This window comes from Streptomyces sp. NPDC001153, from assembly GCF_053598315.1.
The window spans coordinates 110108-133156 of record NZ_JBSFJZ010000014.1; the positions used below are offsets into that span (position 1 = coordinate 110108).

Sequence of the window (23049 nt, forward strand, 5' to 3'; positions counted from 1 at the left end):
TGCGTTACGCGGACTTCGACTTCAGTGCGGTGATGAAGGGGGCCCAGGCGGTGGGGGTGAGGAGGAGGACCGGGCCGCCGGGGACCTTTGAGTCGCGTACGGGGACGAGGGCGGGGATGTTGGGGGCCACTTCGACGCAGTTGCCGCCGTCACCGTTGCTGTAGCTCGACTTTCGCCAGAGGGCGGCGCCTGGAAAGTCGCTCGCGATCTCGACGCAATCCCCGCCGTCACCATTGCTGTAGCTGCTCTTGAACCAGAGAGCGTCACTCAAGTCGATCCGGTTGCTTGCCATTTCGGTAATCCTCTGCCGCTGCCTTGATCATGGCGAGGGACGTGTCTGGTGACAGCGCGACGGCCCTGAGCCGATCGTATGCCTTGCGGTATTGCTTCACGAGGGCCGGATCGTCGATGGTGTCCCCGCTGTACGACGCCTCGATGTAGAGCAGCGGCGGCGCGTCCGGAAACGTCATGACCTTGATGGAGGCGGCCATCAGGGGATACGCACCGCACGTCCGCAGAACGATTTGTGGTGTGATCCGGCGCCGCTCGGCCAATGCCACGACCCGGTCCAACTGCTCGGCCGTCTCCAGTGGTGGCAGGATCGGGTCCGTGATCAGCGACTCGTGCAGGATCGCCCAGTACTCCGGGGTGGAGTGGTCCTCCTCGAAGAGGCGGGCACGAGCGAGCCGGGCGGTCACCTTCTCCTCGACCCACTCGTCGGAGGTCGCCGGGTGGGCCGAGCGGACCAGCGCTCGTGCATACGGCGCCGTCTGGAGCAGCCCAGGAAAGGTGATGGGACACCATTCCTCAATGGATTCCGCGTACTTCTCGGCCTCCAGGACCTTCTCGAAGTACGCGGCATGCGGCCCTCGCCGCGCCTTCCGCACATCCTCACAGTTCCGCTCGAAGAACCCGTCGGTCTTCAGCACCCGATCCGCATGCCGGGCCAGGTCGAGCGGCATCCTCCGCTCCCCGCGCTCGATGTCGCTGAGGTACGTCTTGCCGTAGAAGCTGCCTTCGAGGAACGCCTCCAGCGACAGGCCCGCCGCCTCCCTCTTCCACCGCAACTCCTTGCCGTAGAAGGTCGGGACGCTCATCGAGCCGTCGATGTCCTTGCGCCGTGCCATCGTTCACCTTTCGCTGCCCCGGTCGCGAACGCGAAACCGCTTTTACGGTAGCCAGCAGGCGGACAGTCTGTGAGGAGTTCGTCACACAACGCACAGAAGGCGGCCACCCCTCATGCCCGACCACCGCTCCCCCACTGCCTACGACGTCACCCTCTGCGTGGAGGAACTCCGCTCGGCCCTCGCCCTGCACGGCATCACGCTCCCGTCGCTCCGCGTGGATCTGCCGAGTTTCGCGGGTAGATACGGCCGGTCCGCCGGACTCGTCACGCTCGGGAACTGCGACACGGCCACGGCACGGGCGCTGGCCGCCGCCCTCAGGAAGGCGGCGGGCCGGTGAGGACGGTGCTCGAACTCCGCCTGCTCGCCACACCGAAGGCCGCGCCCGAGCTGCGTCACCGGCTCCGCGAACACAGCTACGACGTCCGGCTGTGCGCGACGGAGTTACTGACGAACGTCATCGACCACCTGGGCGAGGGAACACCGGTGACCGTACGGGTCATCGGTACGCCCGCGGATCACGGCCGTACCCGCATCGAGGTGACCGACCCCGCCCCGCGCACCCTGCCCGTCCTGCGGTCCGCGACGCAGGCGGAGGAGTCCGGGCGGGGCCTGGCCCTGATCGACGCCCTGGCCGATCGATGGGGCGTGGACCAGGGACCGGGCCGCAAGACGGTCTGGTGCGAACTCTGACAGCACCGTCGGCCAGACGGGCGGCAGCCCGCCGACGGGGGAAGATCGGCGGGCTGCCCGGGTGTTTCCGCAATGGCTCAGTGGACGGAGTGCTCCTCCAGCGGGAAGCTCCCGGAGACGACGTCCTCGGCGAACGACTTCACCGCGTTCCCCATGACCTCACGCAGATCGGCGTACTTCTTGACGAACTTCGGCACCCGGCCGGAGGTCAGCCCGAGCATGTCGGTCCAGACCAGGACCTGCGCGTCCGTCTCGGGCCCGGCGCCGATCCCGACCGTCGGGATGTGCAGCACCCGCGTCACCTCGGCCGCCAGCTCCGCCGGGACGAGTTCGAGGACGACGGCGAAGGCGCCGGCGTCCTGTACGGCCTTGGCGTCGCGCAGCAGCTGCTGGGCCGCCTCCTCGCCGCGCCCCTGCACGCGGTAGCCCATCGCGTTCACGGACTGCGGGGTCAGGCCGATGTGGGCCATGACCGGGATGCCGGACTCGACCAGGAGCCGGATCTGCTCGTGCGAGCGCTCGCCGCCCTCCAGCTTGACCGCGCCGACACCCGCCTCCTTCACCAGCCGGGTCGCCGAGCGCAGCGCCTGCACCGGGCCCTCCTGGTAGGAGCCGAAGGGGAGGTCGCCGACGATCAGGGATCGCTGGGTGCCGCGTACGACGGCCGCCGACAGCATGGTCATCTCGTCGAGGGTGACGGGCACGGTCGTCTCGTACCCGAGGTGACAGTTGCCCGCCGAGTCGCCGACCAGGATCACCGGGATCCCGGCCTCGTCGAAGACGGACGCGGTCATCGCGTCGTAGGCGGTGAGCATGGGCCACTTCTCGCCGCGTTCCTTGGCGAGGGTGATGTCGCGGACGGTGATGCGGCGGGTGCCCTTCCCCCCGTACAGCGCCTTGCTGCCGTCGGAAGGCTTGTGCTGGGCAGCCGAAAGCTGCGTCATGGCAACGGCTCCTTCAGTCATCTCGAGGCGCCCTGACGGCGTCCCCGGATCGTCTCCATGGTGGCACCTCGTGCCAGTCAGGGCCAGGGGGGTCCGCTGTGATCCACACCCGTGGCCGATCCGCGCCCCTGCCGGACGCGAGCCATGCACGAGCTGTGTAAGGCCTTGGTAAAGAAGCAAGATACGAGACCGTTCCGTATCGGAATGCCCGTAGGCTCGAACACATGACAAGTCCCGTCCCTGCCTCCCGGATACCGGAAGCCGTGCACCGGCGCCGCTGGGCGATCCTCGGCGTGTTGATGCTGAGCCTGCTGATCGTGGTGCTCGACAACTCGATCCTGAACGTCGCCATCAAGACCATTTCCAGCCCCGCGCCGACCGGCCTCGGCGCCACCCAGGGCCAGATCGAGTGGGCGATCAACGCCTACACCCTCGTCTTCGCCGGCCTGCTGTTCACCGCCGGCCTCATCGGCGACCGTCTCGGCCGTAAGAAGGTGCTGCTGGGCGGCATCGCCGTGTTCGGCATCGGCTCGATGCTGGCCGCCGAGTCCGGCTCGCCGGGCCAGCTGATCGCCTACCGCGCGCTGATGGCCCTCGGTGCCGCCTTCGTCATGCCCGCCACCCTCGCCGTCCTGATGAACGTCTTCGAGCGCGAGGAGCAGCCCAAGGCCATCGGCATCTGGGCGGGCGGTGTCGGCCTCGCCATCGCCATCGGGCCGATCACCGGCGGCGCGCTCCTCGACCACTTCTGGTGGGGCTCGGTCTTCTTCGTCAACGTGCCGATCGTGATCGTCGCGCTGGTCCTGATGACCTGGCTGGTGCCCGACTCCCGCGACCCGAAGCCCGGCCGCCTCGACCCCGTCGGCGTCGTCCTGTCCGTCGTCGGACTGGTCCTGCTGGTCTACGGCATCATCAAGGGCGGCGAACTCGCCGACTTCACCGACGCCAAGGTGCTGGCGACCATCGTCGCCGGTCTCGTCGTCCTGGCCGGCTTCGTCGTCTTCGAGAAGCGCAGCGACCACCCGTCGCTCGACGTCACCTACTTCCGGAACAAGGTCTTCTCGGCCGCCATGACCGCCATCGCGCTGGTCTTCTTCGCGCTGATGGGCGTCACGTTCTTCGGTGTCTTCTACACCCAGAGCGTGCGCGGCTACTCGCCGCTGGAGTCCGGTGTGCTGATGCTGCCGCTCGCCTGCGCCCAGCTGATCTTCGCGCCGCGCGCCCGGCTGCTGGTCGACCGGTTCGGCAACAAGGCCACCACCACCGCCGGCCTGCTGCTGATCGCCGCCACGCTGGCCGCGTTCGCCGGCTTCGAGGCCGACACGCCGATCTGGATGCTCGAGGTCGTCTTCTTCCTCATGGGCACCGGCATGGCGCACATCATGACGCCGACCTCGGTCGTCATCATGCAGGCGCTGCCGCGCGAGAAGGCCGGCTCCGCCTCCGCGCTCAGCAACACCTTCCGCCAGGTCGGCGGCGCGCTCGGCATCGCCGTGCTCGGCTCGGTGCTCGCCACCTCCTACCGCAACGGCATCGACGGCAAGCTCGGCATGCTGCCGCCCGCCCTGCGCGACAAGGCGGCCGAGTCCATCGAGGCCACCCTCGGCATCGCCGGCAAGCTCGGCCCGCAGGGCAAGGCCCTGGTCACGCCGGCCGACGACGCGTTCCTGCACGCCATGCACGTCACCGCGCTGTGCGGAGTGGGCGTCGCGCTCATCGGCACCGTGGTGACGGCCCTGTTCCTGCCCGGCAAGCCGCCGGCCGCTCAAGCGGGCGAGCAGGAGGCGGAGTTGGTCGCGGCCGCGGACTGACGCGGCCGCGGCCGTGCCACGGTCGTACACGGGGGAAGGAGGCCGCTGCGGGACAATTCCCGCAGCACAGTGAGAGGACGGACGACGTGAGCCTTGCCGAGAGCCGGCCGCGACCGGACGGGCCCGTGCGGGGACGCCCCCGCAGCGAGGCCGTGGAACGGGCCATTCTGGAAGGCGTGATGAAGCTCCTGGAGGACGGCGTACCGCTCGCCGAACTCTCCATCGAGCGCGTCGCGCGCACGGCCGGGGTCGGCAAGGCCACCATCTACCGCCGCTGGAGCGGCAAGGAGGAGCTGTTCGTCGACGTCATGCGCGCCGCCGAACCCCCCGACCCGGTACTCCCCGGCACCTCCATGCGCGACGACCTGGTCGCCCTGCTGGAGTCGCTGCGCCAACGCGGCCTGGTCAGCCGCTCCTCCGCGATCCTGCACAACGTCTACGCCCAGATGAAGTCCAGCCCGAGGATCTGGTCGGCGTACCACGCCGCGGTCGTCGAGCCCCGGCGCGCCCTCGGTCTCGAAGTCCTGCGCCGCGGACAGCGCAACGGCGAACTGCGCGCGGACATCGACCTGGAACTGGCCAACGACATGTTCGTCGGCCCCATGCTCGTCCGTTCCGTCCTGCGCCGCGACGGCGCACTGCCCGAGGGCCTGGCCGAGCAGATGGTCGACTCCCTCCTGGAAGGCCTACGGCCCGTCAGCTCGACAGCCTCGTAGCGCTCATGTGCGCGTTCTGTCACAGACCCCACGGTTTCGGGGGTAACCGGAACTCCCTGCCCCGACTCGTTCGTCCTCGTCTTCCGTACGGCCGTCATGGGACGGCGGGAACGGAACCGATCATCCCCTAGGGTCGGAAGAACACGGGGGGACGACGGTGTGCACGGCAGGCAGTGAGGCAGACGGTATGGCGCAGCAGGCGTACATGACGGAGACGGACAACGGCGGCTCGGGGCCCGAGCGACCCGGATCCCGGCTTCGGCGCCTGGTGCACCGCCTGCTCGCCGGCTGGCGCGGCGACCCACGCATCTGGCGCCGGGGCATCATCCTCGCGGTCCTCGCCCTCCTGCTCGCCCTGGTGATGCTGGTGCACTCGCGCGTCCCGAACCGGGTGGGCAACCTCGGCAGCCTCACCGAGACGTTTCTGCCGTGGCTGGGCCTCGCGATCCCGGTCCTTTTCCTCCTCGGGCTGCTGCGGAGGTCGGCGACCGCGCTGATCGCCGTGGTCCTCCCGGCCGTCGTGTGGCTGAACCTCTTCGGCGGGCTGCTCACCGACAAGACGGGCTCGGGCGGCGACCTGATGGTGGCGACCCACAACGTCAACGCCGAGAACCCCGACCCCGCCGCGACGGCCCGCGAGGTGGCCGCCTCCGGCGCCGACGTGCTGGCCATGGAGGAGGTCCCGGGGACGGCCGTGTCCACCTACGAGAAGGCGCTCGCGCCGACGTACAGGTACCACGGGGTCGAGGGCACGGTCGGCCTGTGGAGCAAGTACCCGATGAGCGATGTGCAGGCGGTGGACATCAAGCTCGGCTGGACGCGCGCCATGCGCGCCACCATCACCACGCCGAAGGGCCCCGTCGCGGTCTACGTCGCCCACATGCCCTCGGTGCGGGTGAAGGTGGAGGCCGGGTTCACCGCCCGGCAGCGCGACAAGAGCGCCGACGCGCTCGGCGAGGCCATCGCCGACGAGCCGCTGAAGCGGGTGGTGCTGCTCGGCGACCTGAACGGCACGATGAACGACCGCTCGCTCAACGCCGTCACCTCCCAGATGCGTTCCACGCAGGGCGCGGCGGGCAGCGGCTTCGGGTTCAGCTGGCCGGCGTCGTTCCCGATGGCGCGGATCGACCAGATCATGGTCAGGGGTGTGGAGCCGGAGAGCTCCTGGACGCTGCCGCGCACCGGCAGCGACCACCTTCCGGTGGCTGCCCGTGTGAAGCTGGACACGTCGGCGTAACCCCTTGGAATACTGGGCCTGAGAGTCTTTGTTCCGCAGCTGAACATATGCTGGTGCGGAACTCCGCTCTCCGACTTTCCCTGACTTCGAAAGGCACAGGCCCTTCATGCCCCTGGCCCTGCTCGCTCTGGCCGTCGGCGCCTTCGGTATCGGTACGACCGAGTTCGTGATGATGGGCCTGCTGCCCGACGTCGCGGACGACCTGCACATCTCGATCCCCGCCGCCGGTCACCTGGTCTCGGCGTACGCGCTGGGCGTGGTGATCGGCGCCCCGCTGCTGGCCGCGCTCACGGCCCGCATGTCCCGCCGCACGGTCCTGATCGCCCTGATGGCCCTGTTCGTGGCGGGCAACGCCCTCTCGGCGCTCGCCCCCGGCAACGACTCCCTGCTGGCCGCCCGCTTCCTCAGTGGCCTGCCGCACGGCGCCTTCTTCGGCGTGGGAGCGGTCGTGGCCACCACGATGGTCCCGCCGGAGCGCAAGGCCCGCTCGGTCTCCCTGATGTTCCTCGGCCTGACCGTCGCCAATATCGCGGGCGTACCGGCGGCCACGCTGATGGGCCAGCACCTGGGCTGGCGGGCGACCTTCCTCGGCGTGAGCGCGATCGGCCTCGCGGCGATCGCCTCGCTGGCACTGCTCATCCCCCACGACCGTGGACACGCCGCCTCCTCCACCGGCCTGCGCGGCGAACTGGCCGCACTGAAGCCCCTCCCGGTCTGGCTGGCCCTCGGCACGACGGTGGCGGGCTTCGGCGCGCTCTTCGCGGCCTACAGCTACGTGACCCCGATGCTGACCGGGCCGGCCGGGTTCGCGGAGGGCGACGTGACGCTGCTCCTGGCCCTGTTCGGGGTGGGCGCCACGGCGGGCAACCTGCTGGGCGGCCGCCTCGCGGACCACTCCCTGCGGGGCACGCTGTTCGGCGGCCTGGCCTCGCTGGGGCTCGTGCTCCTGCTGTTCCCCCTCCTGATGCGGGCGGAGTGGAGCGCGGCGCTCGCGGTGACCCTGCTGGGCATGGCGGCGTTCATCACGGGTTCGCCGCTGCAGCTGATGGTGATGGAGAAGGCGGCCGCGGCTCCCTCGCTGGCCTCCTCGGCCAACCAGGCGGCCTTCAACCTGGCCAACGCCGGCGGCGCCTGGATCGGCGGCCTGGCACTGGCGGCGGGCTTCGGTACGACGTCCCCCGCGCCGGCGGGCGCGATGCTCGCGGTGCTGGGTCTGGGCGTGGCGAGCGTGGCGTACGCGGTGGACCGGCGCCGGGTGACTCCGTCGGCGGGCCGGGAGAGGCTGGTCGCCTCCCACGTGCCGGAGGGGTCGGGGGCGCTGCAGCACTGACCCGGGCAGGAGTACCGGCGGGCTGTCGGCGTGGTGTCGGTCGGCTGTCGGTGGTTTGTCGGTGGGCCCTGGCACCGTCTTCCCCATGACGCGAATCGATGACAACCCCGTCGGCGGGGGCCACGCCGTGACGGTGCGGGGGCTGGTCAAGCACTACGGCGAGACCAAGGCGCTGGACGGTGTCGACCTGGACGTGCGCGAGGGCACCGTGATGGGTGTCCTCGGTCCGAACGGCGCCGGCAAGACCACCCTCGTGCGGATCCTGTCCACCCTGATCACCCCGGACGCCGGCCGGGCCACCGTGGCCGGGTACGACGTCGTACGGCAGCCCCGGCAGCTTCGCCGGGTGATAGGGCTCACCGGGCAGTACGCCTCCGTGGACGAGAAGCTGCCCGGCTGGGAGAACCTCTACATGATCGGCCGGCTGCTGGACCTGTCCCGCAAGGACGCCCGCGCCCGCGCCGACGAGCTCCTGGAGCGGTTCTCCCTGACGGAGGCGGCCAAGCGGCCGGCGAGCACGTACTCCGGCGGCATGCGGCGGCGGCTCGATCTCGCCGCGTCGATGATCGGGCGGCCGGCCGTGCTCTACCTCGACGAGCCGACCACCGGACTCGACCCCCGTACCCGCAACGAGGTGTGGGACGAGGTGAAGGCGATGGTCGGCGACGGCGTCACCGTGCTGCTGACCACCCAGTACATGGAGGAGGCCGAGCAGCTCGCCTCCGAGCTGACCGTGGTCGACCGCGGCAAGGTCATCGCCACCGGCGGGATCGAGGAGCTGAAGGCCCGCGTCGGCGGGCGCACCCTCCGGGTCCGGCCGGTCGACCCGCTGCAGCTGCGCCCGCTCGCCGACATGCTGGACGAGCTGGGCATCACCGGACTCGCGACCACCACCGTGGACACCGAGTCCGGGACCCTGCTGGTGCCGGTCCTCAGCGACGAGCAGCTGACCGCCGTGGTCGGCGCGGTCACCGCGCGCGGCATCACGATCTCCTCCATCAGCACCGAACTGCCCAGCCTGGACGAGGTGTTCCTGTCCCTCACCGGCCACCGCGCCAGTGCCCCGCAGGACACCGTGCCCGCCGACGCCCGCGAGGAGGTCGCCGTATGAGCGCCGCCACCGTCACTTCCGCAGTCCCTTCGGCCGACACCCGCATCCCGCTGCGCGGGCACCTGCGGCACACCGGAGCCCTGCTGCGCCGCAATCTGCTCTGGATCCGCCAGGACCCGGAGTCGATGTTCGACGCGCTGCTGATGCCGGTCATCTTCACCCTGCTGTTCGTGTACGTCTTCGGCGGCTCGATCGGGAAGGCGCTGGGCGGCGGACAGCAGGCCTACGTCCAGTACGTCTTGCCCGGCCTCATGGCCATGACCAGCCTGTCCATGGCCCAGGGCGTCGGCACCGGCTTCAACCAGGACTTCAACAGCGGGGTCATGGACCGCTTCCGGTCCCTGCCGATCGGACGCGGCTCCGTGCTCTTCGCGAAGATCGCGGTGGAGCTGGCCCGGATGCTGATCGCGACGGCCGTGCTGCTGGTCGTCGGTGTCCTGGTGGGCTTCGACATCACCCACTGGGCCGGGCTGTTCGCCGCCGTGGGTCTGGCGACGCTCTTCGCCTCGTCCATCATGTGGGTGTTCCTGACCCTCGGTGTGATCATGAAGAACGCACAGTCCGTGCAGGCGATGGGCTTTCTGACGCTGTTCCCGCTCCAGTTCGGCTCGTCGATCTTCGCGCCGACGAACTCGATGCCGGGCTGGCTGCGCCACTTCACCGACTACAACCCCATGTCCGGCCTGGCCGACGCCGCACGCGGCCTGATGAACGGCGGACCGGTCGCGCACGGCCTGTGGGTGACGGTGGCCTGGTCGGTGGGCATCACCGCGGTCATGGCGCCGGTGGCCATCCACAAGTTCCGTACGAAGAGCTGACGCCTCCGGTGTCACACCAGGGCGGTGGCCTCCGCGAGGGAGAGGCCACCGCCCTCGGCGTACGCGGCCCGGTAGGCGGGTTCGTCCAGGGACTCCCAGATCCGCTCCTCGGCCATGTCGTGGCACCGGCGCTCGACGCCGGAGAGGACGTGCCCGGGCGGCAGCAGGGCGTGGGCGGCGCCCAGGCAGCGGGCGGCGTCGGCGGCGCGGCCGCCGCCGTCGAGGCGGGCCAGGGCCATCGCGGCGGTGTAGAGGCAGACGGAGCCCATGTGCGGGGCGATGGTCCTGGTCAGCGGGTCCCGGGCGAGCTCCAGCGCCCGCCGGGTCCGGTCCAGGGCGTCCTCGGCACGGCCGTCGAGGGCGTCCAGCCAGGCCTCCTGGGTGAGGATCATGGAGTCGAAGACGACGAAGTGCGCGATCTTGAACTCCTCGCGGAGCAGGCGCAGTTGCTCCCGGGCCTCGGCGATGCGACCGGTCAGGCCCAGCCAGCAGCCGAGGAAGAGCCGGGCGGCGGGCATCGCCTCGTTGTGGGAGCCGTCCTGGCTCGCGATGACGTCCCGGAGCAATTGCTCGCCGCGCTCGAGGTCGCCCGTCTCCATGAGCACGCTGCCGAGGCGGGCGCGGAGGATGGCCACCTGGCCGCGGGCGCCGAGACGTTCGGCGTGCCCGATGGCCGCCCGGTAGTCGGCGGCGGCCTCACGGTAGGCGCCCTGGCGTTCGTGGGCCTCGCCGCGGGCGGACAACGCCTCGGCGATGCCCCAGGTGTCCCCGAGCCGGCGGAAGATCTCCAGCGATTCCTCGGCGTCGCGGGTGGCGTTGCCGGCCCATTCGGCGCGGTTGGCGAGGAGGTTGGCGCGCAGCTGCAGGGTATTGGCCAGGTCCCATTCGTAACCGGGGGTCTCGCGGCAGGTCCGGACGCAGGCGTCGACGACGGCCCACATCCGCTCGGCCCCGCCGGTGAGCATGACGGCGAAGAACCAGAGCAGGCCGGGCACCCGGCAGGTCTGCGGCATGCCGGGCTCGTAGGTCTCCACGATGGCACGCAGCTTGGCCTGTGCCTCGGGCGTCTGCCACGACTCCAGGTCGTGGTCCATGCAGGAGAGGTGGGCCAGGTGGACGCCGCGCCGGGCCTCGGCGAGGACCTCGCCGGTGTACGGGGGCGGGGCGTCGGTGCAGCGCTGCCCCAGCGGCGCGGCAGGCCGTACGGGTGCGGCGAAGGGGTCGGGGCCGAGCGCCATGACCTCCTCGCACCAGGTGCGGGTCTCGATGCGCTGGTCCCGCATCTGCCAGAAGACCACCAGGGACAGCACCAGGCACAGCCCCTCCTGCTCGTCCCCCGCGGCGACGGCGTGCCGCAGCGCGGTGCGCAGGTTCTCGTACTCCAGCTGGAACCGGTCGATGGCGGTGCGCTGCCCGGGGCCGCGCAGCAACAGGTCGGTGGTGCGGGCGAGTTCGCGGTAGTACGTCAGATGGGCGCGCTCGGCGTCGGCGCGGTGCCCGGTCTCGTCCAGCCGTTCGCCGGCGTACTCGGCGACGGTCTCCAGGAGCCGGTAGCGCATCCCGCCCTCCGCCGAAGGCGCGGCCACCACCAGGGACTTGTCGACCAGGGAGCCGAGCGCGTCCAGGGCGACGGGCCCGCACACGGCCTCGGCGGCGGCCAGGTCGCAGCCGCCCGCGAAGACGGACAGCCGGGCGAGGACGTCCCGCTCGTCCGCGTCGAGCAGCTCCCAGGACCAGTCCACGACGGCCCGCAGGGTCTGCTGGCGGGGCAGGACGGTGCGGCTGCCGGAGGTGAGCAGCCGGAAGCGGTCGTCGAGCCGGTCGGCTATCTGGCGCGGGCCCAGCATCCGCAGCCGGGCCGCCGCCAGCTCGATGGCGAGCGGGAGTCCGTCGAGCCGCCGGCAGATCTCCGCGCAGGCCTCCGGGTCGTCCTCGATCCGGAATCCGGGCCGGGCCGCCGCGCCCCGGTCGGCGAGCAGCCGCAGCGCGACCGGCTCGGGCAGCGGCTCCACCGGGCGCACCCGCTCCCCCGGTACGCCGAGGGGTTCGCGGCTGGTGGCGAGCACCGTCAGCTGCGGGCAGCGGGCCAGCAGGCGCTCGGTGAGACGGGCGGCGGCCTCGATCACATGCTCGCAGTTGTCCAGGATGATCAGCATCCGGCGCCGGGCGCAGTGCTCCACGATCCGTTCGAGGGGGTCGTCGTACCGGTCGGTGACCGCGCGGATGCTCTCGGCGCCGGCGCCGTGCAGCACGGTGTCGCGGGCGCCGATCGCGGTGAGCACGGCCTGCGGTACGGCCTCGGGGTCGTCCACGGGCGCCAGCTCGGCCAGCCACGCCCCGTCCCGGACGGTGTGCCGTACCGCGTCGGCGGCCTCCTGGGACAGCCGGGTCTTCCCGGCGCCGCCCGGGCCGAGCAGGGTGACCAGGCGGGCGGCGGTCAGATCGGCGCCGATGGCCTCGATGTCGGTCTCCCGGCCGACGAAGGAGGTGAGCCGGGCGGGCAGATTGCCCGGAGCGGTCGGCACGGGCCTCGGCGCCGGGGGTTCCTCGGCGGTCAGCAGCTCGGCGTGCAGGGCGCGCAGGTCCGGCCCGGGATCGGAGCCGAGCCGGTCCGCGAGCAGCCGTCGTACGTCCTCGTAGGCGGCGAGGGCCTGGGCCGGGCGGCCGGCGTCGCGCAGGGCGCGCAGCCGCAGCGCCTGCAGCGGCTCGTCCAGCGGGTGGTCGTCGCACAGGGCGGTCAGCTCGGGCAGCACCTGCTCGGCGTGTCCGAGGGCGAGGGCGGCGGCGTGCCGGGCGCGCAGGGCGTCCAGCCGACGGGTCTCCCAGCGGGCCGCCTCGGCGTGGTGGTCGGGCAGGTCGGCGAGGGCGGGGCCGCGCCACAGGGCGAGCGCGTCGTCCAGGACGGCGGCGGCCTTGGCCGGGTCGCCGTCGGCGAGGGCCCGCAGACCGTCGCCGGTCAGCCGCTCGAAGCGGGTCAGGTCGACGTCGTCGGGCCCGGCGGTGAGCCGGTAGCCGCCCTCGGCGGAGGCGACGGCGTCCGCGCCGAGGGTACGGCGCAGCCGGCCGACCAGCGCGTGGAGCGCCCCGGCGGCGTCGGCGGGCGGGTCGGCGCCCCAGACCTCGTCGACCAGCACGCCCGCGGGCACGGTCCGCCCGGCCCGGAGCGCGAGAACGCCCAGCAGGGCGCGCAGCCGCGCCCCGCCGACCGGGACGGCCGTACCGTCGGGGCGGAGTACCTGGGTGGTGCCGAGCAGCGAAAAGCGCACGGAGTCCATTGTCGCCGCAGCGGTCACCGGCGGTCACCGGGTTCCGGCGGCGCGCCGTCCGGGAGCTCCAGGGTGACGAGGACGCCACGGGTGCGGCGCACCCTCCCGAGCCCGTCCACCGCGCCGCGGTCCACCTCCTCGAACCACTCCGTCCGCCCGTCCTCGCAGAACACCCTCATCCGTGGCATCCCCCCAGGGTCCAGGAACCGGACGGCGAGCGCGAGACGTTTCCCCCGCGGGGGCACGGCCGGTACGGTCGCACTCCGCACCCTCCCCACCGCACAGGAGCCCGCCGATGACCACCGCCACCACCCGCCGCGGCGACCGCCGGGTCAGTCCCGTGTTCGTCGGGATCCTGGCCGTGACGGCGGTGACGGGCTGGGCCACCTGGACGGGGTTTGCGGCACAGCCGGGCGTCGCGGTGTTCCTGTTCGTGACCGCGGCCTGGATCGTCTCCCTGTGCCTGCACGAGTACGCGCACGCGCGCACGGCCCTGCACAGCGGCGACATCACGATCGGCGCGAAGGGCTACCTGACCCTGAACCCGCTGAAGTACACCCACGCGCTGCTGAGCATCGTGCTCCCGGTCGTCTTCGTGATCATGGGCGGGATCGGTCTGCCCGGCGGCGCGGTGTTCATCGAGCGCGGCCGGATCCGGGGCCGCTGGCGGCACAGCCTGATCTCGGCGGCGGGCCCGCTGACGAACGTGCTGTTCGCGGTCGTGTGCACCGCCCCGTTCTGGCTGCACGCGCTGGACGGCGTACCGAGCGACTTCCGGTTCGCGCTCGCCTTCCTGGCCCTGCTGCAGGTGACGGCGGCGATCCTGAACTTCCTGCCCGTGCCGGGCCTGGACGGCTACGGCGTCATCGAGCCCTGGCTGTCGTACAGGGTCAAGCGGCAGGTGGAGCCGTTCGCGCAGTTCGGCCTGCTGTTCGTGTTCGCGTTGCTGTGGGTGCCGTCGATCAACATCACGTTCTTCAACATGATCCACGCGATCCTGCGCGTACTGGGAGTCAGCGACTGGGACACGTCGTACGGCTGGAGCCTCTACCGCTTCTGGGCCTAGGCCGCCCGGTCGCGCTTGATGTAGTACCAGGTCATGTTGGACGTCAGGCCCGCCAGCAGTACCCAGACGATCCCCAGCCAGCTGCCCTGGACGAACGAGACGACGGCGGCGGCCACCGCGAGCACGCAGACGACGAGGGTGCAGAGGGCGATGCGGGGCATGGGGGTCGGCTCCTTGCGGGGGACACTGCTACGACGAACAGTGTCCCCCATGCGCTCAGACGTCGGTGACGCGGAGCCCGGCGTGTGCCTTGTAGCGGCGGTTGACGGAGATCAGGTTCGCGACCAGCGACTCGACCTGGTGGGCGTTGCGCAGCCGCCCGGCGAAGACGCCGCGCATGCCGGGGATGCGCCCGGCGAGGGCCTGCACGATCTCGACGTCGGCCCGCTCCTCGCCCAGCACCATCACGTCGGTGTCGATCTGCTCGATCTCCGGGTCCTGGAGCAGCACGGCGGACAGGTGGTGGAAGGCGGCGGCGACCCGGGAGTCGGGCAGCAGGGCGGCGGCCTGCTCGGCGGCGCTGCCCTCCTCGGGCCTGATCGCGTAGGCGCCCTTCTTGTCGAAACCGAGGGGGTTGACGCAGTCCACGACGAGCTTGCCGGCCAGTACCTCGCGCAGGGCCTTCAGCGTGTCGCCGTGGCCGTCCCACGGTACGGCGACGATCACGATGTCGCTGCGGCGCGCGGCCTCGGCGTTGTCGGCGCCCTCGACGCCGTGGCCGCACTCCTGGGCGGCGGCCTGGGCGCGCTCGGCGGACCGGGAGCCGATGATCACCTTCTGGCCGGCCCGGGCGAGCCGGTAGGCGAGGCCCTTGCCCTGCGGTCCGGTGCCGCCGAGCACGCCGACGACGTACCCGGAGACGTCGGGCAGGTCCCAGGGGTCCTTGGCGGGGGCCTTGGCCGGGGTCTGTGCGCTGTCGGTGGAGGTCGTAGAGGTCATGGGTGCGACTCTACGTCCGCCGGGGGTACGGCACCGGCCCACCCGAGCCGCTCCACCGCAACCCTGCGGAAGGTGATGGTCTCGTAGGCGCTGAAGTCGCCGGTCTCGTAGAGGAGTCCGACGGTGTCCGGGTCGACGCGGACCAGGTCGGAGTAGGCGGCGGGCAGTCCGTCGACGGTGAACGCCGTGCGCCAGGTGGTGCCGCCGTCGGTGGAGGCGCGGATCGTCATCAGGGCGCGGAAGGCGGGGTCGGCCGGGCCGGAGTAGAGGAGCAGGTCGGGGCCCCGGAGCTGGAGGACGGAGGCCTCGCAGACGGGTGCGGTGAGCCCGGCCTGCGGCCGGAAGGGTCTGACGAGTGTCCTGCCGCCGTCCGCCGAGTGGGCGTCGGCACGGTTGCCGGGGGACGGGCTGTCGTTGCGGGTGTTGAAGTAGACGCGGCCGTCGGGGAGTTCGGCGGCGGTGGTCTCGTTGACGTTGATGTACCCGTCGGTGTTCTCGTCGAGGTACCCGAGGCACCAGGACTCCCCCCGGTCGTCGCTGAGCAGGCAGTGGCCGCTGTTGTACCGCGGCTCGGCGCCGGTGTCGGTGCCGGTGGGCGGCAGGGTGTGGTTGGCGGGGACGAGTACGCGGCCGGCGCTCAGCTGGAGGGCGTGGCCGGGGGTGGTGGCGTACCAGCGCCAGCCGGGCTTCTTCACCTGCGCGGTGATCTCCCGGGGTGCGGACCAGGTCGCCCCCTCGTCGTCACTGTGCTGCACCCACACCCGCCGCCCGTCGGCGTCGGGCACCTGGCCGCGCAGGACGGCGGCCTCGGTGGCGGTGGCGGCCGCACGGATGTGCACGAGCAGGATGCGGCCGGTGTCGAGGAGGACGGGGGCGGGGTTTCCGGCGAGGTCGTCGCCGTTGCTCGCGACGACCTGGAGCGGCCCCCAGGTGCGGCCGCCGTCCGTGGACCGCTTGAGCACGATGTCGATGTGCCCGTGGTCGGCGGCGGAGTCGGCGCGGCCCTCGCAGAAGGCGAGCAGTGTGCCGGCGCGGGTGGCGACGACGGCCGGTATCCGGTAGGCGGCATAGCCCTCGCGTCCGGCGCGGAAGGGGACGGTGACGTCGGTCATCGGGCGGCTCCTGGGGACGCCGACGGTACGGATGTGGTGTTGTACGTCCCCGGGGCGGGCGAATTCCGGGTGAACTCCGCGTCACGGGTGACCGGTTGCGGCAGGATGCGGGCGCATGGACGCCGTACGGGTCGCACTGCTGCGGGAAGTGCTCGCCGGGACCGAGTGGCTGGGGGCCACCCGGAGGTTCGCGGGGGTGCTGCGCGGGTCGGTGGTGGCGCACGGGGGCGGACTGCTGCTGGTGGGCACGCCGGAGTACGAGCCGTGGCACCTGGCGGCGCATCTGGTGGACGAGGCCGCGTGGTCCGGGACGCCCGAGCTGGCCCCGACCCTGGTACGGCATCACGCGCGCCCCTCGGACCCGCCGCACCTGGCCGTGGGGCCGGGCCGGATCGAGGCGGCGCGGCGGGGTGAGACCCTGCTGGTCGTGGCCCCCGAGGAGCCCGCGCCGCTGCTGGAACGCGTGCACGACGCGCGCCGGGCCGGGGTGACGGTGCTCGCGCTGGGCGCGGGTGGCGGCGACCTTGCCGCGATGGCCCATGACACGCTGGCCGTGCCGGAGGGGGCGGAGCTGGACCTGGACACCGTCCAGCACCTGGTCAGCGCGGCGGCCGGGGAGAACCGGGGCTCTCCGAGGGCGCGGCGGGGGTTCCGGGACAGGTGGGCGAGACTGGCGGAAGCTTTGACGGCACCGCCGCCGGCCCCCTGGTGACCTTGCCCGCCCGCGCAGGAACACGGGGGTCTGGGGCCGGGGCCCCAGGGGGCCGGGAAAAGCAGTTGCCCCTGGACTCCGCCCAATCGAACATGCCTGAAGTGAGCCGCGCCCTCCTCCCCGACCTCGCCCCCTGGAAGTCCTCCGCGGACTTTCGCCGACTCTGGAAGTCGGGGCTGATCAGCAACTTCGGCAGCTTCCTCACCTTCGTCGCGCTCCCGGTCCAGCTGAAGGACCTGACGGAGTCGACCGCGGCGGTGGGCGCGATCGGCGCCGTAGAGCTGCTGCCGCTCATCGTGTGCGGTCTGTACGGCGGCGCCCTCGCCGACGCGCTCGACAAGCGGAAGCTCATCGTGCGGACGGAGGCCGGTCAGGGCCTGCTCAGCGCCGCCCTGCTGCTCAACGCCCTGCTCCCGCACCCCGCGGTCTGGCCGCTGTACGCCGTCGCCGCCCTCTCCTCCGCCCTGGTCTCCGTCCAGCGCCCGGCCCTGGACTCCCTGTGGCCCCGGATCGTCGCCCACGACGACATGCCCGCCGCGGCCTCGCTGAACTCCCTGCGCTGGACCGTCGGCGGCGTCGCGGGCCCGGCCGTCGCGGGCGTGGTCGTCGCCTACGCGGGCCTCGGCTGGGCGTACGCCGCCGACCTGCTGACCTTCGTCGTCTCGCTGGCGTACATGATCCGGACCGCCCCCTCCCCCGCCTCCCACGAGGCGTCGAAGCCCTCCCTGCACGCCATCCTGGAAGGCGCCCGGTACGCCTGGAGCCGCAAGGAGCTCCTCGGCACCTACGTCGTCGACCTCGCGGCGATGTTCCTGGCCATGCCGCTCGCGGTGCTGCCGTTCCTCGCCGACGAGCTGCACGCCGACTGGGCGCTCGGCCTGATGTACGCCGCCGTCCCGGCCGGCGCGATGCTGGTGAGCCTGACCGGCGGCTGGGCTTCCCGGGTCCACCGGCACGGGCTGGTGGTGCTGTTGTCGGCCGCCGGCTGGGGCATCGCCGTAGCGGCGGCCGGCGTCTGCGGAAACCTGTGGCTGGTCCTGCTGTTCCTGACCGCCGGCGGCGGCTTCGACATGGTCAGCGGGATCTTCCGGTCGGCCATGTGGAACCAGACGATCCCGGACGAGCTGCGCGGCCGGCTCGCCGGGATCGAGCTGCTGTCCTACTCGGTCGGCCCGCAGCTCGGCCAGGTCCGGGCGGGCGGCATGGCCGCCTGGGCGGGCGTGCGGACCTCCGTCGTCTCCGGCGGCCTGGCCTGCGCCGGCGCCATGGGACTGCTCGCGCTGTGCCTGCCGGGGCTCATGACGTACGACGCCCGCACCAACGAGCACGCGGTACGGATGCGCGAGCGGCGCACGGCCGTACAGGCCTGATCAGTCCTCCTCGCCGCTCCCGCCGGCCTGCGCGTCGTGCCAGCGCGGGTCGTTCTCCCACTGGAGGTTGCGCTCGGCGGCCGTCTCCATGGCGTGCCGGGCCTCCTCGGGCGAGGCGTACGGCCCGAAGCGGTCCTTGCCCGGGCACTCCGGGCCCTCCTCGACCTTCTTGTGCTCCAGGCAGTAGTACCACTCGCCCGGCTTGCCGACGGTGCGCTTCTTGAACAGGGGCATGAACAGCTCCTCTCGCCAACGACATGATCCCCCAACTCGGCTCGATAGACTCGCTGCATGTCTGGCCAGTCGCTGCTCGTGCCGGGGGAGCTGTCCCCCACCCGTTCGGTCCCCGGAAACATCCGCCGCCCCGAGTACGTCGGCAAACCCGCGCCGGCGCCGTACACCGGTCCGGAGGTGCAGAGTCCGGAGACCATCGAGGCGATGCGGCTCGCCGGCCGTATCGCCGCGCAGGCGATGGAGGAGGCCGCGAAGATCATCGCGCCGGGGGTCACCACGGACCAGCTGGACAAGGTCGCCCACGAGTACATGTGCGACCACGGCGCCTACCCCTCCACGCTCGGCTACCGCGGCTTCCCGAAGTCCCTGTGCACCTCCGTCAACGAGGTCATCTGCCACGGCATCCCGGACTCGACGGTCCTCAGGGACGGCGACATCGTCAACCTGGACGTGACGGCGTACATCGGCGGGGTGCACGGCGACAACAACGCCACCTACCTGGTCGGCGACGTGGACGAGGAGTCCCGGCTGCTGGTGGAGCGGACCCGGGAGGCCCTGAACCGCGCGATCAAGGCGGTCAGGCCGGGCCGGCAGATCAATGTCATCGGCCGGGTCATCGAGTCCTACGCCAAGCGTTTCGGCTACGGGGTCGTCCGCGACTTCACCGGCCACGGCATCAGCTCCTCGTTCCACTCCGGCCTGATCATCCCGCACTACGACAGCCCGCACGCGACGACGGTCATGCAGCCGGGCATGACGTTCACGATCGAGCCGATGCTGACGCTGGGCACCCACGAGTACGACATGTGGGACGACGGCTGGACGGTCGTGACGAAGGACCGCAGGCGGACGGCCCAGTTCGAGCACACGCTGGTGGTGACGGAGACCGGCGCGGACATCCTGACCCTGCCGTAACGCCGCGCTCGCTCCTGCCACGACCGCACGGCCCGCCCTCTGCGAGGGCGGGCTTTCTCTTGTAGACTTTTACCGACAGGATGTCGGCAAGATGTCGTGCAAGATTGGGACGGCCTCATGGACTCCTCCTTCTCCACCCTCATCCGCACCGCGTCCCATGAGGCACACGGCGAGGCGGAGACGTCGGCGTTCATGAGCGACCTGCTCGGCGGCCGGCTGGGCGTGGCCGCCTACGCGCGCTACACCGAGCAGCTGTGGTTCGTGTACGACGCACTGGAGCGCGGCGCCGGACGGCTGGCGGCGGACCCGGTGGCGGGGCCGTTCGTCCGGCCCGAGCTGTTCCGGCTGGCCGCGCTGGAGCGGGACCTGGCGCATCTGCGGGGGCCGGGGTGGCGGGCGACCCTGAGCGCCCTGCCCGCCACGCGGCAGTACGCGGCCCGGGTCCGCGAGTGCGCCGAGCGCTGGCCCGGCGGCTATGTCGCCCACCATTACACGCGGTACCTGGGCGACCTGTCGGGCGGCCAGATCATCCGCGACCGGGCGGAGAAGACCTGGGGCTTCACCAGAAAGGGTGACGGCGTCCGCTTCTACGTCTTCGACGGCGTCCCCAACCCGGCCGCGTTCAAGCGGAGTTACCGGCAGCTGCTCGACGGGATACGGGTGGACGACCTGGAGAAGCAGCGGGTCGTCGGGGAGTGCAGGCGGGCTTTCGCCCTGAACACCGCGGTGTTCCGGGCACTCGGGGACGAGTTCCCGCTGAGCGCCTGACACCCGGGGGCGACTAGCGCTCCAGGAACACCCGGCCCCCGACCTCCACCCACCCTTCCGGCTGGGGCGCGGTCAGGATCTGGGAGCCCTTGCCCTGGGTGATGTTCAGGGCGCGGCCCAGCCGGTCGGTGAGGAGCAGGGCGGCGGCGCCGGTGGCCTCGTCCTCGTCGATGCCGTCGTCGCGGCCGGGGAAGGCGCGGGCGCGGATCCGTCCGGCCGCCTCGTCCTCCCAGGCCCAGGCGTAGATCCACTCGCCGGGGGCCGGGATCTGAAGAGCATCGACCTCGGCGGCGCTGCCGTACTGTCGCAGCGTGCGTGGCGGCGCCCACTCCGCGCGTGCCTCGATCCAGCTGAACTCGCCGTCCAGCCGGGCACCGACGACACCGGCGGGCGTGACCAGTTCGGGCACGTCGAGCAGCCAGGCGGTGCCGACGCAGGGGTGACCGGCGAAGGGCAGGCGCAGAGTGGGCGTGTAGATGTCGATCACACCGCGCTCGGGGTCGTCCACGAACACGGTCTCGCTGAAGCCGAGTTTGGCCGCCAGCTCCTGCCGGTCGCTCCGCTCGGGCAGCACCGAGCCGTCGCGGACGACGCCGAGCTCGTTGCCGTAGCCGCCGTCCGGTCCGCAGAAGACGCGGAGTACGTCGTAGTCAGTCACGGGGGAATTGAAACATCGCGGCGGTCAGGAGCGCGTCCCGGGCGGGGCACCGTCGACGGCGTTGCCGACGGCGTGTTCGGCTTCCGGCCCGAGCCGACCGTCCGCCAGGTCACGGTGTGGCTGCTGTACCTGATCCCGGCACTCGCGGTCTTCCGCGCCCCGGTAGGGTTCGCCTCCGGAAAGGGGAAGGTGAAGGGACCCGATGAGCAGGGATCGCAGCCCGCGCAGGCTCCGCAGGCGTGACCGAAACGCACTCATAGCGGCCTCGCTGACCGCTTTGTCGCTGTCGGCGAGCGGTTGCGTGGTGGTGCACGGGGAGCGGGAGGTGCTCCCCGCCGCCACCCGCGCCGAGGCCGGCAAGGCGCTCACCGCGTTCACGGCCGCGTACAACAAGGCCGACAAGGCCTACGACAGCTCCCTGGACGCGCCCTACCTGACCGGCCCGTTCGGCGACATCACCGCCGCGCGGCTGAAGGCCGGGCACGCCAACAGCCCGTCCGGCAACCCGAACCACGTGCCGCTGAAGCTGTCGGACGTGAAGGTCACGATCCCCCAGAAGGCCGGCTGGCCGCGCTGGTTCGTCGCCGACGCGAAGGGCAACAAGACCGGCGACCTGCGCTGGCTGATGGTGTTCACCCGGGGCGACCTCGGCGAGCGCTGGCGGGTGGCGTACGTCACCCTCGTGGCGCCGGGCGCGGTACCGGCGTTCAAGACGGACAAGGACGGCTGGGCCGAGGCGGTACCGGCCGGCTCCCAGCAGCTCGCCGTCGCGCCAGGGAAGCTGAGCCAGGAGTACGCGACGTACCTGAAGAAGGGCGGTCAGGCCTTCGCCGACGGCAGGTACACCAGCGTCGAACGCGCCGACCGGGCCAAGCGGGCCCGCAAGCCGGGCCTGGTCACCCAGTTCATCGACGGCCCGCTGACGAACGGCAGTTACGCGCCGCTGGCGCTGCGCACGGCGGACGGCGGGGCACTGGTGTTCTTCACCACCCACCACTACGAGAAGCAGACCGCCGCGGCCGGAACCACCGTGCCGGTCACGAACAAGGACGTACAGGCACTGACCACGGGCGAGGTGAAACAGTCCCTGACGCTGCAGTTCATGTCGGGCGAGGTCGCCTTGGACCCGGCGGGCAGCGGCAGGGTGTCGGTGCTGGGGCGGGTGCCGGGTCTTACATCGGCGCAGGGCGAGTGAGACGCGCTGCCTAGTGCCGCAGCGGCCAGGCGGCACCCTGATGGCCGGCGCCCGCGTACCGCGCGCAGGCGTCGGTGAGCGCCTCCAGCAGGCTCAACGGATCCGGCAGCGCATGCTCCGGCCCCCGCACCCAGCGCACCCGCTGGTCGTCACCGGGGAGCCGGGCGGGCGGCACCAGGACGTACGACCCCCGGCAGTGCCAGCGCAGCCCCGGATGCTCATCCATGGTCTCGGGGCGGCAGTCCAGCTCGCACGGCCACCACTCGTCCTCGTCCTCGGGGGTGCCGCGGGTGAGGGTGAAGAACAGCATGCGGCCGTCGTCGCTCTCGGCGACCGGCCCCACCTCGACGCCGGAGCCGAGCAGCCGCTCCAGCGCCTCCCGGCCGGCCTGCAGGGGCACGTCCAGGACGTCGTGCACCATGCCGGTCGCGGTGATGAAGTTGGCCTGCGGCTGGTGCCGGGCCCAGCGTTCGATCTGGGCGCGGTCGGTGGTGGACTGCGTCTGCCAGGCGAACGACACCGGGTGCCGGGCCGGGGTGGGACAGCCCACGCGGTCGCAGGAACAGCCGTAGCCGGGGGCGGGGTGCGCGGCGGGGGCGAGCGGCAGGCCCGCCGCGGCAGCGGCCAGCAGCAGGGCCTCACGGCCACCGTCGTCGGCGGCATCCTTCGGGCGGCGTCCGAGCAGCCACTGGGAGAGTTTGCCCTGCCGGCCGGACCGGCCGCCGAACGTCGCGCTCATCTATCCCCTCAGTCTGGTCGTCGCCTCGCTGCTGTGCGGACAGTGTGCCTTATCGTCCCATCTTCGTGCGCTTGGGGGTGTCTGGGGTCCCGATTCCGTGCGGGGCGGGCCACCGTGATCCGCAGCACCGCCTTGAGGCCGGCGGCGAGGCCGGCGGTGTCCGGGACGGCGTACTGCTTGCCCGCCCCGGCCCGCGCGGCTACGCGGACGGCTCCTGCGGGGGGACCTGGGGCGGCCACGGTGTCCCGATTCCGTGCGGGGCGGGCCACCGTGATCCGCGGCACCGCCTTG

25 protein-coding genes and 1 pseudogene are annotated in these 23049 nt (G+C 71.9%); 15 read left to right on the forward strand and 11 right to left on the reverse strand.

Translation table 11 applies throughout. From position 1 onward, the window contains the following. Nucleotides 1–4: 4 nt before the first annotated feature. Nucleotides 5–292 carry a DUF397 domain-containing protein gene (locus ACWDEN_RS18050; RefSeq protein WP_450859628.1) on the reverse strand — a complete coding sequence of 96 codons (288 nt, stop codon included), beginning with the start codon at nt 290–292 and terminating at the stop codon, nt 5–7. Beyond that, entirely contained in the window at nt 264–1127 is an 864-nt protein-coding gene (locus ACWDEN_RS18055) for a helix-turn-helix domain-containing protein (protein WP_351604533.1), read from the reverse strand. The genes ACWDEN_RS18050 and ACWDEN_RS18055 overlap by 29 nt, the downstream gene beginning before the upstream one ends. Before the next feature lie 112 nt (nt 1128–1239). Between ACWDEN_RS18055 and ACWDEN_RS18060 the strand changes: the two genes are divergently transcribed. Continuing rightward, complete coding sequence (locus ACWDEN_RS18060; protein WP_351604531.1) at nt 1240–1464, forward strand: hypothetical protein; 225 nt, start codon at nt 1240–1242, stop codon at nt 1462–1464. Next, nucleotides 1461–1817, forward strand: a complete 357-nt coding sequence (locus tag ACWDEN_RS18065; RefSeq protein ID WP_351604529.1) for an ATP-binding protein — start codon at nt 1461–1463, stop codon at nt 1815–1817. The genes ACWDEN_RS18060 and ACWDEN_RS18065 overlap by 4 nt, the downstream gene beginning before the upstream one ends. A 77-nt stretch (nt 1818–1894) precedes the next feature. Here the strand turns inward: ACWDEN_RS18065 and panB are convergent, their stop codons facing one another. Further along, on the reverse strand, nt 1895–2761 hold the full coding sequence (gene panB / locus ACWDEN_RS18070; RefSeq protein ID WP_351604527.1) for a 3-methyl-2-oxobutanoate hydroxymethyltransferase: 867 nt from the start codon (nt 2759–2761) through the stop codon (nt 1895–1897). Between the two features lie 224 nt (nt 2762–2985). On the opposite strand from panB, the gene ACWDEN_RS18075 reads away from it, so the two are divergent. From ACWDEN_RS18075 to ACWDEN_RS18100, 6 genes are all read left to right on the forward strand, one after another. Then, nucleotides 2986–4572, forward strand: coding sequence for an MFS transporter (locus tag ACWDEN_RS18075; RefSeq protein ID WP_351604525.1), 1587 nt, complete (start codon nt 2986–2988; stop codon nt 4570–4572). A gap of 86 nt (nt 4573–4658) precedes the next feature. Continuing rightward, entirely contained in the window at nt 4659–5288 is a 630-nt protein-coding gene (locus tag ACWDEN_RS18080) for a TetR/AcrR family transcriptional regulator (RefSeq protein ID WP_351604523.1), read from the forward strand. Nucleotides 5289–5475: 187 nt separating this feature from the next. Next, nucleotides 5476–6525, forward strand: coding sequence for an endonuclease/exonuclease/phosphatase family protein (locus ACWDEN_RS18085; RefSeq protein WP_450859629.1), 1050 nt, complete (start codon nt 5476–5478; stop codon nt 6523–6525). 106 nt (nt 6526–6631) lie between these two features. Then, on the forward strand, nt 6632–7855 hold the full coding sequence (locus tag ACWDEN_RS18090) for an MFS transporter (protein ID WP_450859630.1): 1224 nt from the start codon (nt 6632–6634) through the stop codon (nt 7853–7855). An 85-nt stretch (nt 7856–7940) separates the two neighbouring features. Next, nucleotides 7941–8966: an ATP-binding cassette domain-containing protein gene (locus ACWDEN_RS18095; protein WP_450859631.1), complete on the forward strand. Its 1026-nt coding sequence runs from the start codon at nt 7941–7943 to the stop codon at nt 8964–8966. Continuing rightward, complete coding sequence (locus ACWDEN_RS18100; protein WP_351604515.1) at nt 8963–9784, forward strand: ABC transporter permease; 822 nt, start codon at nt 8963–8965, stop codon at nt 9782–9784. Before ACWDEN_RS18095 ends, ACWDEN_RS18100 begins: the two co-directional genes overlap by 4 nt. A gap of 11 nt (nt 9785–9795) precedes the next feature. Here ACWDEN_RS18100 and ACWDEN_RS18105 read toward each other — a convergent pair whose 3' ends face one another. Both ACWDEN_RS18105 and ACWDEN_RS18110 read right to left on the reverse strand, forming a co-directional pair. Next, entirely contained in the window at nt 9796–13059 is a 3264-nt protein-coding gene (locus tag ACWDEN_RS18105; RefSeq protein WP_450859658.1) for a BTAD domain-containing putative transcriptional regulator, read from the reverse strand. 14 nt (nt 13060–13073) lie between these two features. Continuing rightward, nucleotides 13074–13238, reverse strand: a complete 165-nt coding sequence (locus ACWDEN_RS18110; protein WP_351604513.1) for a hypothetical protein — start codon at nt 13236–13238, stop codon at nt 13074–13076. A 107-nt stretch (nt 13239–13345) separates the two neighbouring features. Here ACWDEN_RS18110 and ACWDEN_RS18115 point away from each other — a divergent pair, with 107 nt between their 5' ends. Continuing rightward, nucleotides 13346–14116, forward strand: coding sequence for a site-2 protease family protein (locus tag ACWDEN_RS18115; protein ID WP_351604511.1), 771 nt, complete (start codon nt 13346–13348; stop codon nt 14114–14116). On the opposite strand, the gene ACWDEN_RS18120 is transcribed toward ACWDEN_RS18115, so the two are convergent. Genes ACWDEN_RS18120 through ACWDEN_RS18130 form a run of 3 tightly spaced genes read right to left on the reverse strand, consistent with a single transcriptional unit; the run spans nt 14113 to nt 16167 of the window. Next, entirely contained in the window at nt 14113–14328 is a 216-nt protein-coding gene (locus tag ACWDEN_RS18120; RefSeq protein WP_351604509.1) for a hypothetical protein, read from the reverse strand. The genes ACWDEN_RS18115 and ACWDEN_RS18120 overlap by 4 nt on opposite strands. 4 nt (nt 14329–14332) lie before the next feature. Further along, nucleotides 14333–15055: an NADPH-dependent F420 reductase gene (gene npdG, locus ACWDEN_RS18125; RefSeq protein ID WP_351604507.1), complete on the reverse strand. Its 723-nt coding sequence runs from the start codon at nt 15053–15055 to the stop codon at nt 14333–14335. Further along, nucleotides 15052–16167: a sialidase family protein gene (locus tag ACWDEN_RS18130; RefSeq protein WP_450859632.1), complete on the reverse strand. Its 1116-nt coding sequence runs from the start codon at nt 16165–16167 to the stop codon at nt 15052–15054. The genes npdG and ACWDEN_RS18130 overlap by 4 nt, the downstream gene beginning before the upstream one ends. A gap of 115 nt (nt 16168–16282) precedes the next feature. On the opposite strand from ACWDEN_RS18130, the gene ACWDEN_RS18135 reads away from it, so the two are divergent. Next, complete coding sequence (locus ACWDEN_RS18135) at nt 16283–16879, forward strand: hypothetical protein (RefSeq protein ID WP_351604503.1); 597 nt, start codon at nt 16283–16285, stop codon at nt 16877–16879. Between the two features lie 92 nt (nt 16880–16971). Next, nucleotides 16972–18249: an MFS transporter gene (locus ACWDEN_RS18140; RefSeq protein WP_450859633.1), complete on the forward strand. Its 1278-nt coding sequence runs from the start codon at nt 16972–16974 to the stop codon at nt 18247–18249. On the opposite strand, the gene ACWDEN_RS18145 is transcribed toward ACWDEN_RS18140, so the two are convergent. Next, nucleotides 18250–18483: a hypothetical protein gene (locus ACWDEN_RS18145; protein WP_351604501.1), complete on the reverse strand. Its 234-nt coding sequence runs from the start codon at nt 18481–18483 to the stop codon at nt 18250–18252. 57 nt (nt 18484–18540) lie between these two features. Here ACWDEN_RS18145 and map point away from each other — a divergent pair, with 57 nt between their 5' ends. Further along, complete coding sequence (gene map, locus ACWDEN_RS18150) at nt 18541–19398, forward strand: type I methionyl aminopeptidase (protein WP_450859634.1); 858 nt, start codon at nt 18541–18543, stop codon at nt 19396–19398. Nucleotides 19399–19515: 117 nt separating this feature from the next. Next, a complete protein-coding gene (locus ACWDEN_RS18155) occupies nt 19516–20166 on the forward strand; it encodes a biliverdin-producing heme oxygenase (protein WP_450859635.1) in 651 nt (216 codons plus the stop codon). Between the two features lie 13 nt (nt 20167–20179). Here the strand turns inward: ACWDEN_RS18155 and ACWDEN_RS18160 are convergent, their stop codons facing one another. Further along, a complete protein-coding gene (locus ACWDEN_RS18160; protein WP_351604497.1) occupies nt 20180–20824 on the reverse strand; it encodes a PhzF family phenazine biosynthesis protein in 645 nt (214 codons plus the stop codon). A 66-nt stretch (nt 20825–20890) separates the two neighbouring features. Here ACWDEN_RS18160 and ACWDEN_RS18165 point away from each other — a divergent pair. Together ACWDEN_RS18165 and ACWDEN_RS18170 are read left to right on the forward strand one after the other, a co-directional pair. Continuing rightward, nucleotides 20891–21067 (forward strand): annotated as a pseudogene (locus ACWDEN_RS18165) (iron transporter); the annotation flags it as partial. Continuing rightward, entirely contained in the window at nt 21027–22019 is a 993-nt protein-coding gene (locus ACWDEN_RS18170; protein ID WP_351604495.1) for a hypothetical protein, read from the forward strand. The pseudogene ACWDEN_RS18165 and the gene ACWDEN_RS18170, both read left to right, overlap by 41 nt. Nucleotides 22020–22029: 10 nt before the next feature. On the opposite strand, the gene ACWDEN_RS18175 is transcribed toward ACWDEN_RS18170, so the two are convergent. Then, nucleotides 22030–22758, reverse strand: a complete 729-nt coding sequence (locus ACWDEN_RS18175; RefSeq protein ID WP_351604493.1) for a bifunctional DNA primase/polymerase — start codon at nt 22756–22758, stop codon at nt 22030–22032. Nucleotides 22759–23049 lie beyond the last annotated feature (291 nt).

What these genes read in the sequence shown, in the direction of transcription:
- ACWDEN_RS18140 (WP_450859633.1), top strand. Translation starts at nt 16,972, where the DNA reads ATGCCTGAAGTGAGCCGCGCCCTCCTCCCCGACCTCGCCCCCTGGAAG.
- ACWDEN_RS18090 (WP_450859630.1), top strand. Translation starts at nt 6,632, where the DNA reads ATGCCCCTGGCCCTGCTCGCTCTGGCCGTCGGCGCCTTCGGTATCGGT.
- ACWDEN_RS18170 (WP_351604495.1), top strand. Translation starts at nt 21,027, where the DNA reads ATGAGCAGGGATCGCAGCCCGCGCAGGCTCCGCAGGCGTGACCGAAAC.
- ACWDEN_RS18175 (WP_351604493.1), bottom strand. Translation starts at nt 22,758, where the DNA reads ATGAGCGCGACGTTCGGCGGCCGGTCCGGCCGGCAGGGCAAACTCTCC.
- ACWDEN_RS18055 (WP_351604533.1), bottom strand. Translation starts at nt 1,127, where the DNA reads ATGGCACGGCGCAAGGACATCGACGGCTCGATGAGCGTCCCGACCTTC.
- ACWDEN_RS18120 (WP_351604509.1), bottom strand. Translation starts at nt 14,328, where the DNA reads ATGGGGGACACTGTTCGTCGTAGCAGTGTCCCCCGCAAGGAGCCGACC.
- ACWDEN_RS18085 (WP_450859629.1), top strand. Translation starts at nt 5,476, where the DNA reads ATGGCGCAGCAGGCGTACATGACGGAGACGGACAACGGCGGCTCGGGG.
- ACWDEN_RS18075 (WP_351604525.1), top strand. Translation starts at nt 2,986, where the DNA reads ATGACAAGTCCCGTCCCTGCCTCCCGGATACCGGAAGCCGTGCACCGG.
- ACWDEN_RS18115 (WP_351604511.1), top strand. Translation starts at nt 13,346, where the DNA reads ATGACCACCGCCACCACCCGCCGCGGCGACCGCCGGGTCAGTCCCGTG.
- ACWDEN_RS18145 (WP_351604501.1), bottom strand. Translation starts at nt 18,483, where the DNA reads ATGCCCCTGTTCAAGAAGCGCACCGTCGGCAAGCCGGGCGAGTGGTAC.
- npdG (WP_351604507.1), bottom strand. Translation starts at nt 15,055, where the DNA reads ATGACCTCTACGACCTCCACCGACAGCGCACAGACCCCGGCCAAGGCC.
- ACWDEN_RS18110 (WP_351604513.1), bottom strand. Translation starts at nt 13,238, where the DNA reads ATGCCACGGATGAGGGTGTTCTGCGAGGACGGGCGGACGGAGTGGTTC.
- ACWDEN_RS18100 (WP_351604515.1), top strand. Translation starts at nt 8,963, where the DNA reads ATGAGCGCCGCCACCGTCACTTCCGCAGTCCCTTCGGCCGACACCCGC.
- panB (WP_351604527.1), bottom strand. Translation starts at nt 2,761, where the DNA reads ATGACGCAGCTTTCGGCTGCCCAGCACAAGCCTTCCGACGGCAGCAAG.
- ACWDEN_RS18135 (WP_351604503.1), top strand. Translation starts at nt 16,283, where the DNA reads ATGGACGCCGTACGGGTCGCACTGCTGCGGGAAGTGCTCGCCGGGACC.
- ACWDEN_RS18060 (WP_351604531.1), top strand. Translation starts at nt 1,240, where the DNA reads ATGCCCGACCACCGCTCCCCCACTGCCTACGACGTCACCCTCTGCGTG.
- ACWDEN_RS18155 (WP_450859635.1), top strand. Translation starts at nt 19,516, where the DNA reads ATGGACTCCTCCTTCTCCACCCTCATCCGCACCGCGTCCCATGAGGCA.
- ACWDEN_RS18050 (WP_450859628.1), bottom strand. Translation starts at nt 292, where the DNA reads ATGGCAAGCAACCGGATCGACTTGAGTGACGCTCTCTGGTTCAAGAGC.
- ACWDEN_RS18095 (WP_450859631.1), top strand. Translation starts at nt 7,941, where the DNA reads ATGACGCGAATCGATGACAACCCCGTCGGCGGGGGCCACGCCGTGACG.
- ACWDEN_RS18105 (WP_450859658.1), bottom strand. Translation starts at nt 13,059, where the DNA reads ATGGACTCCGTGCGCTTTTCGCTGCTCGGCACCACCCAGGTACTCCGC.
- ACWDEN_RS18130 (WP_450859632.1), bottom strand. Translation starts at nt 16,167, where the DNA reads ATGACCGACGTCACCGTCCCCTTCCGCGCCGGACGCGAGGGCTATGCC.
- map (WP_450859634.1), top strand. Translation starts at nt 18,541, where the DNA reads ATGTCTGGCCAGTCGCTGCTCGTGCCGGGGGAGCTGTCCCCCACCCGT.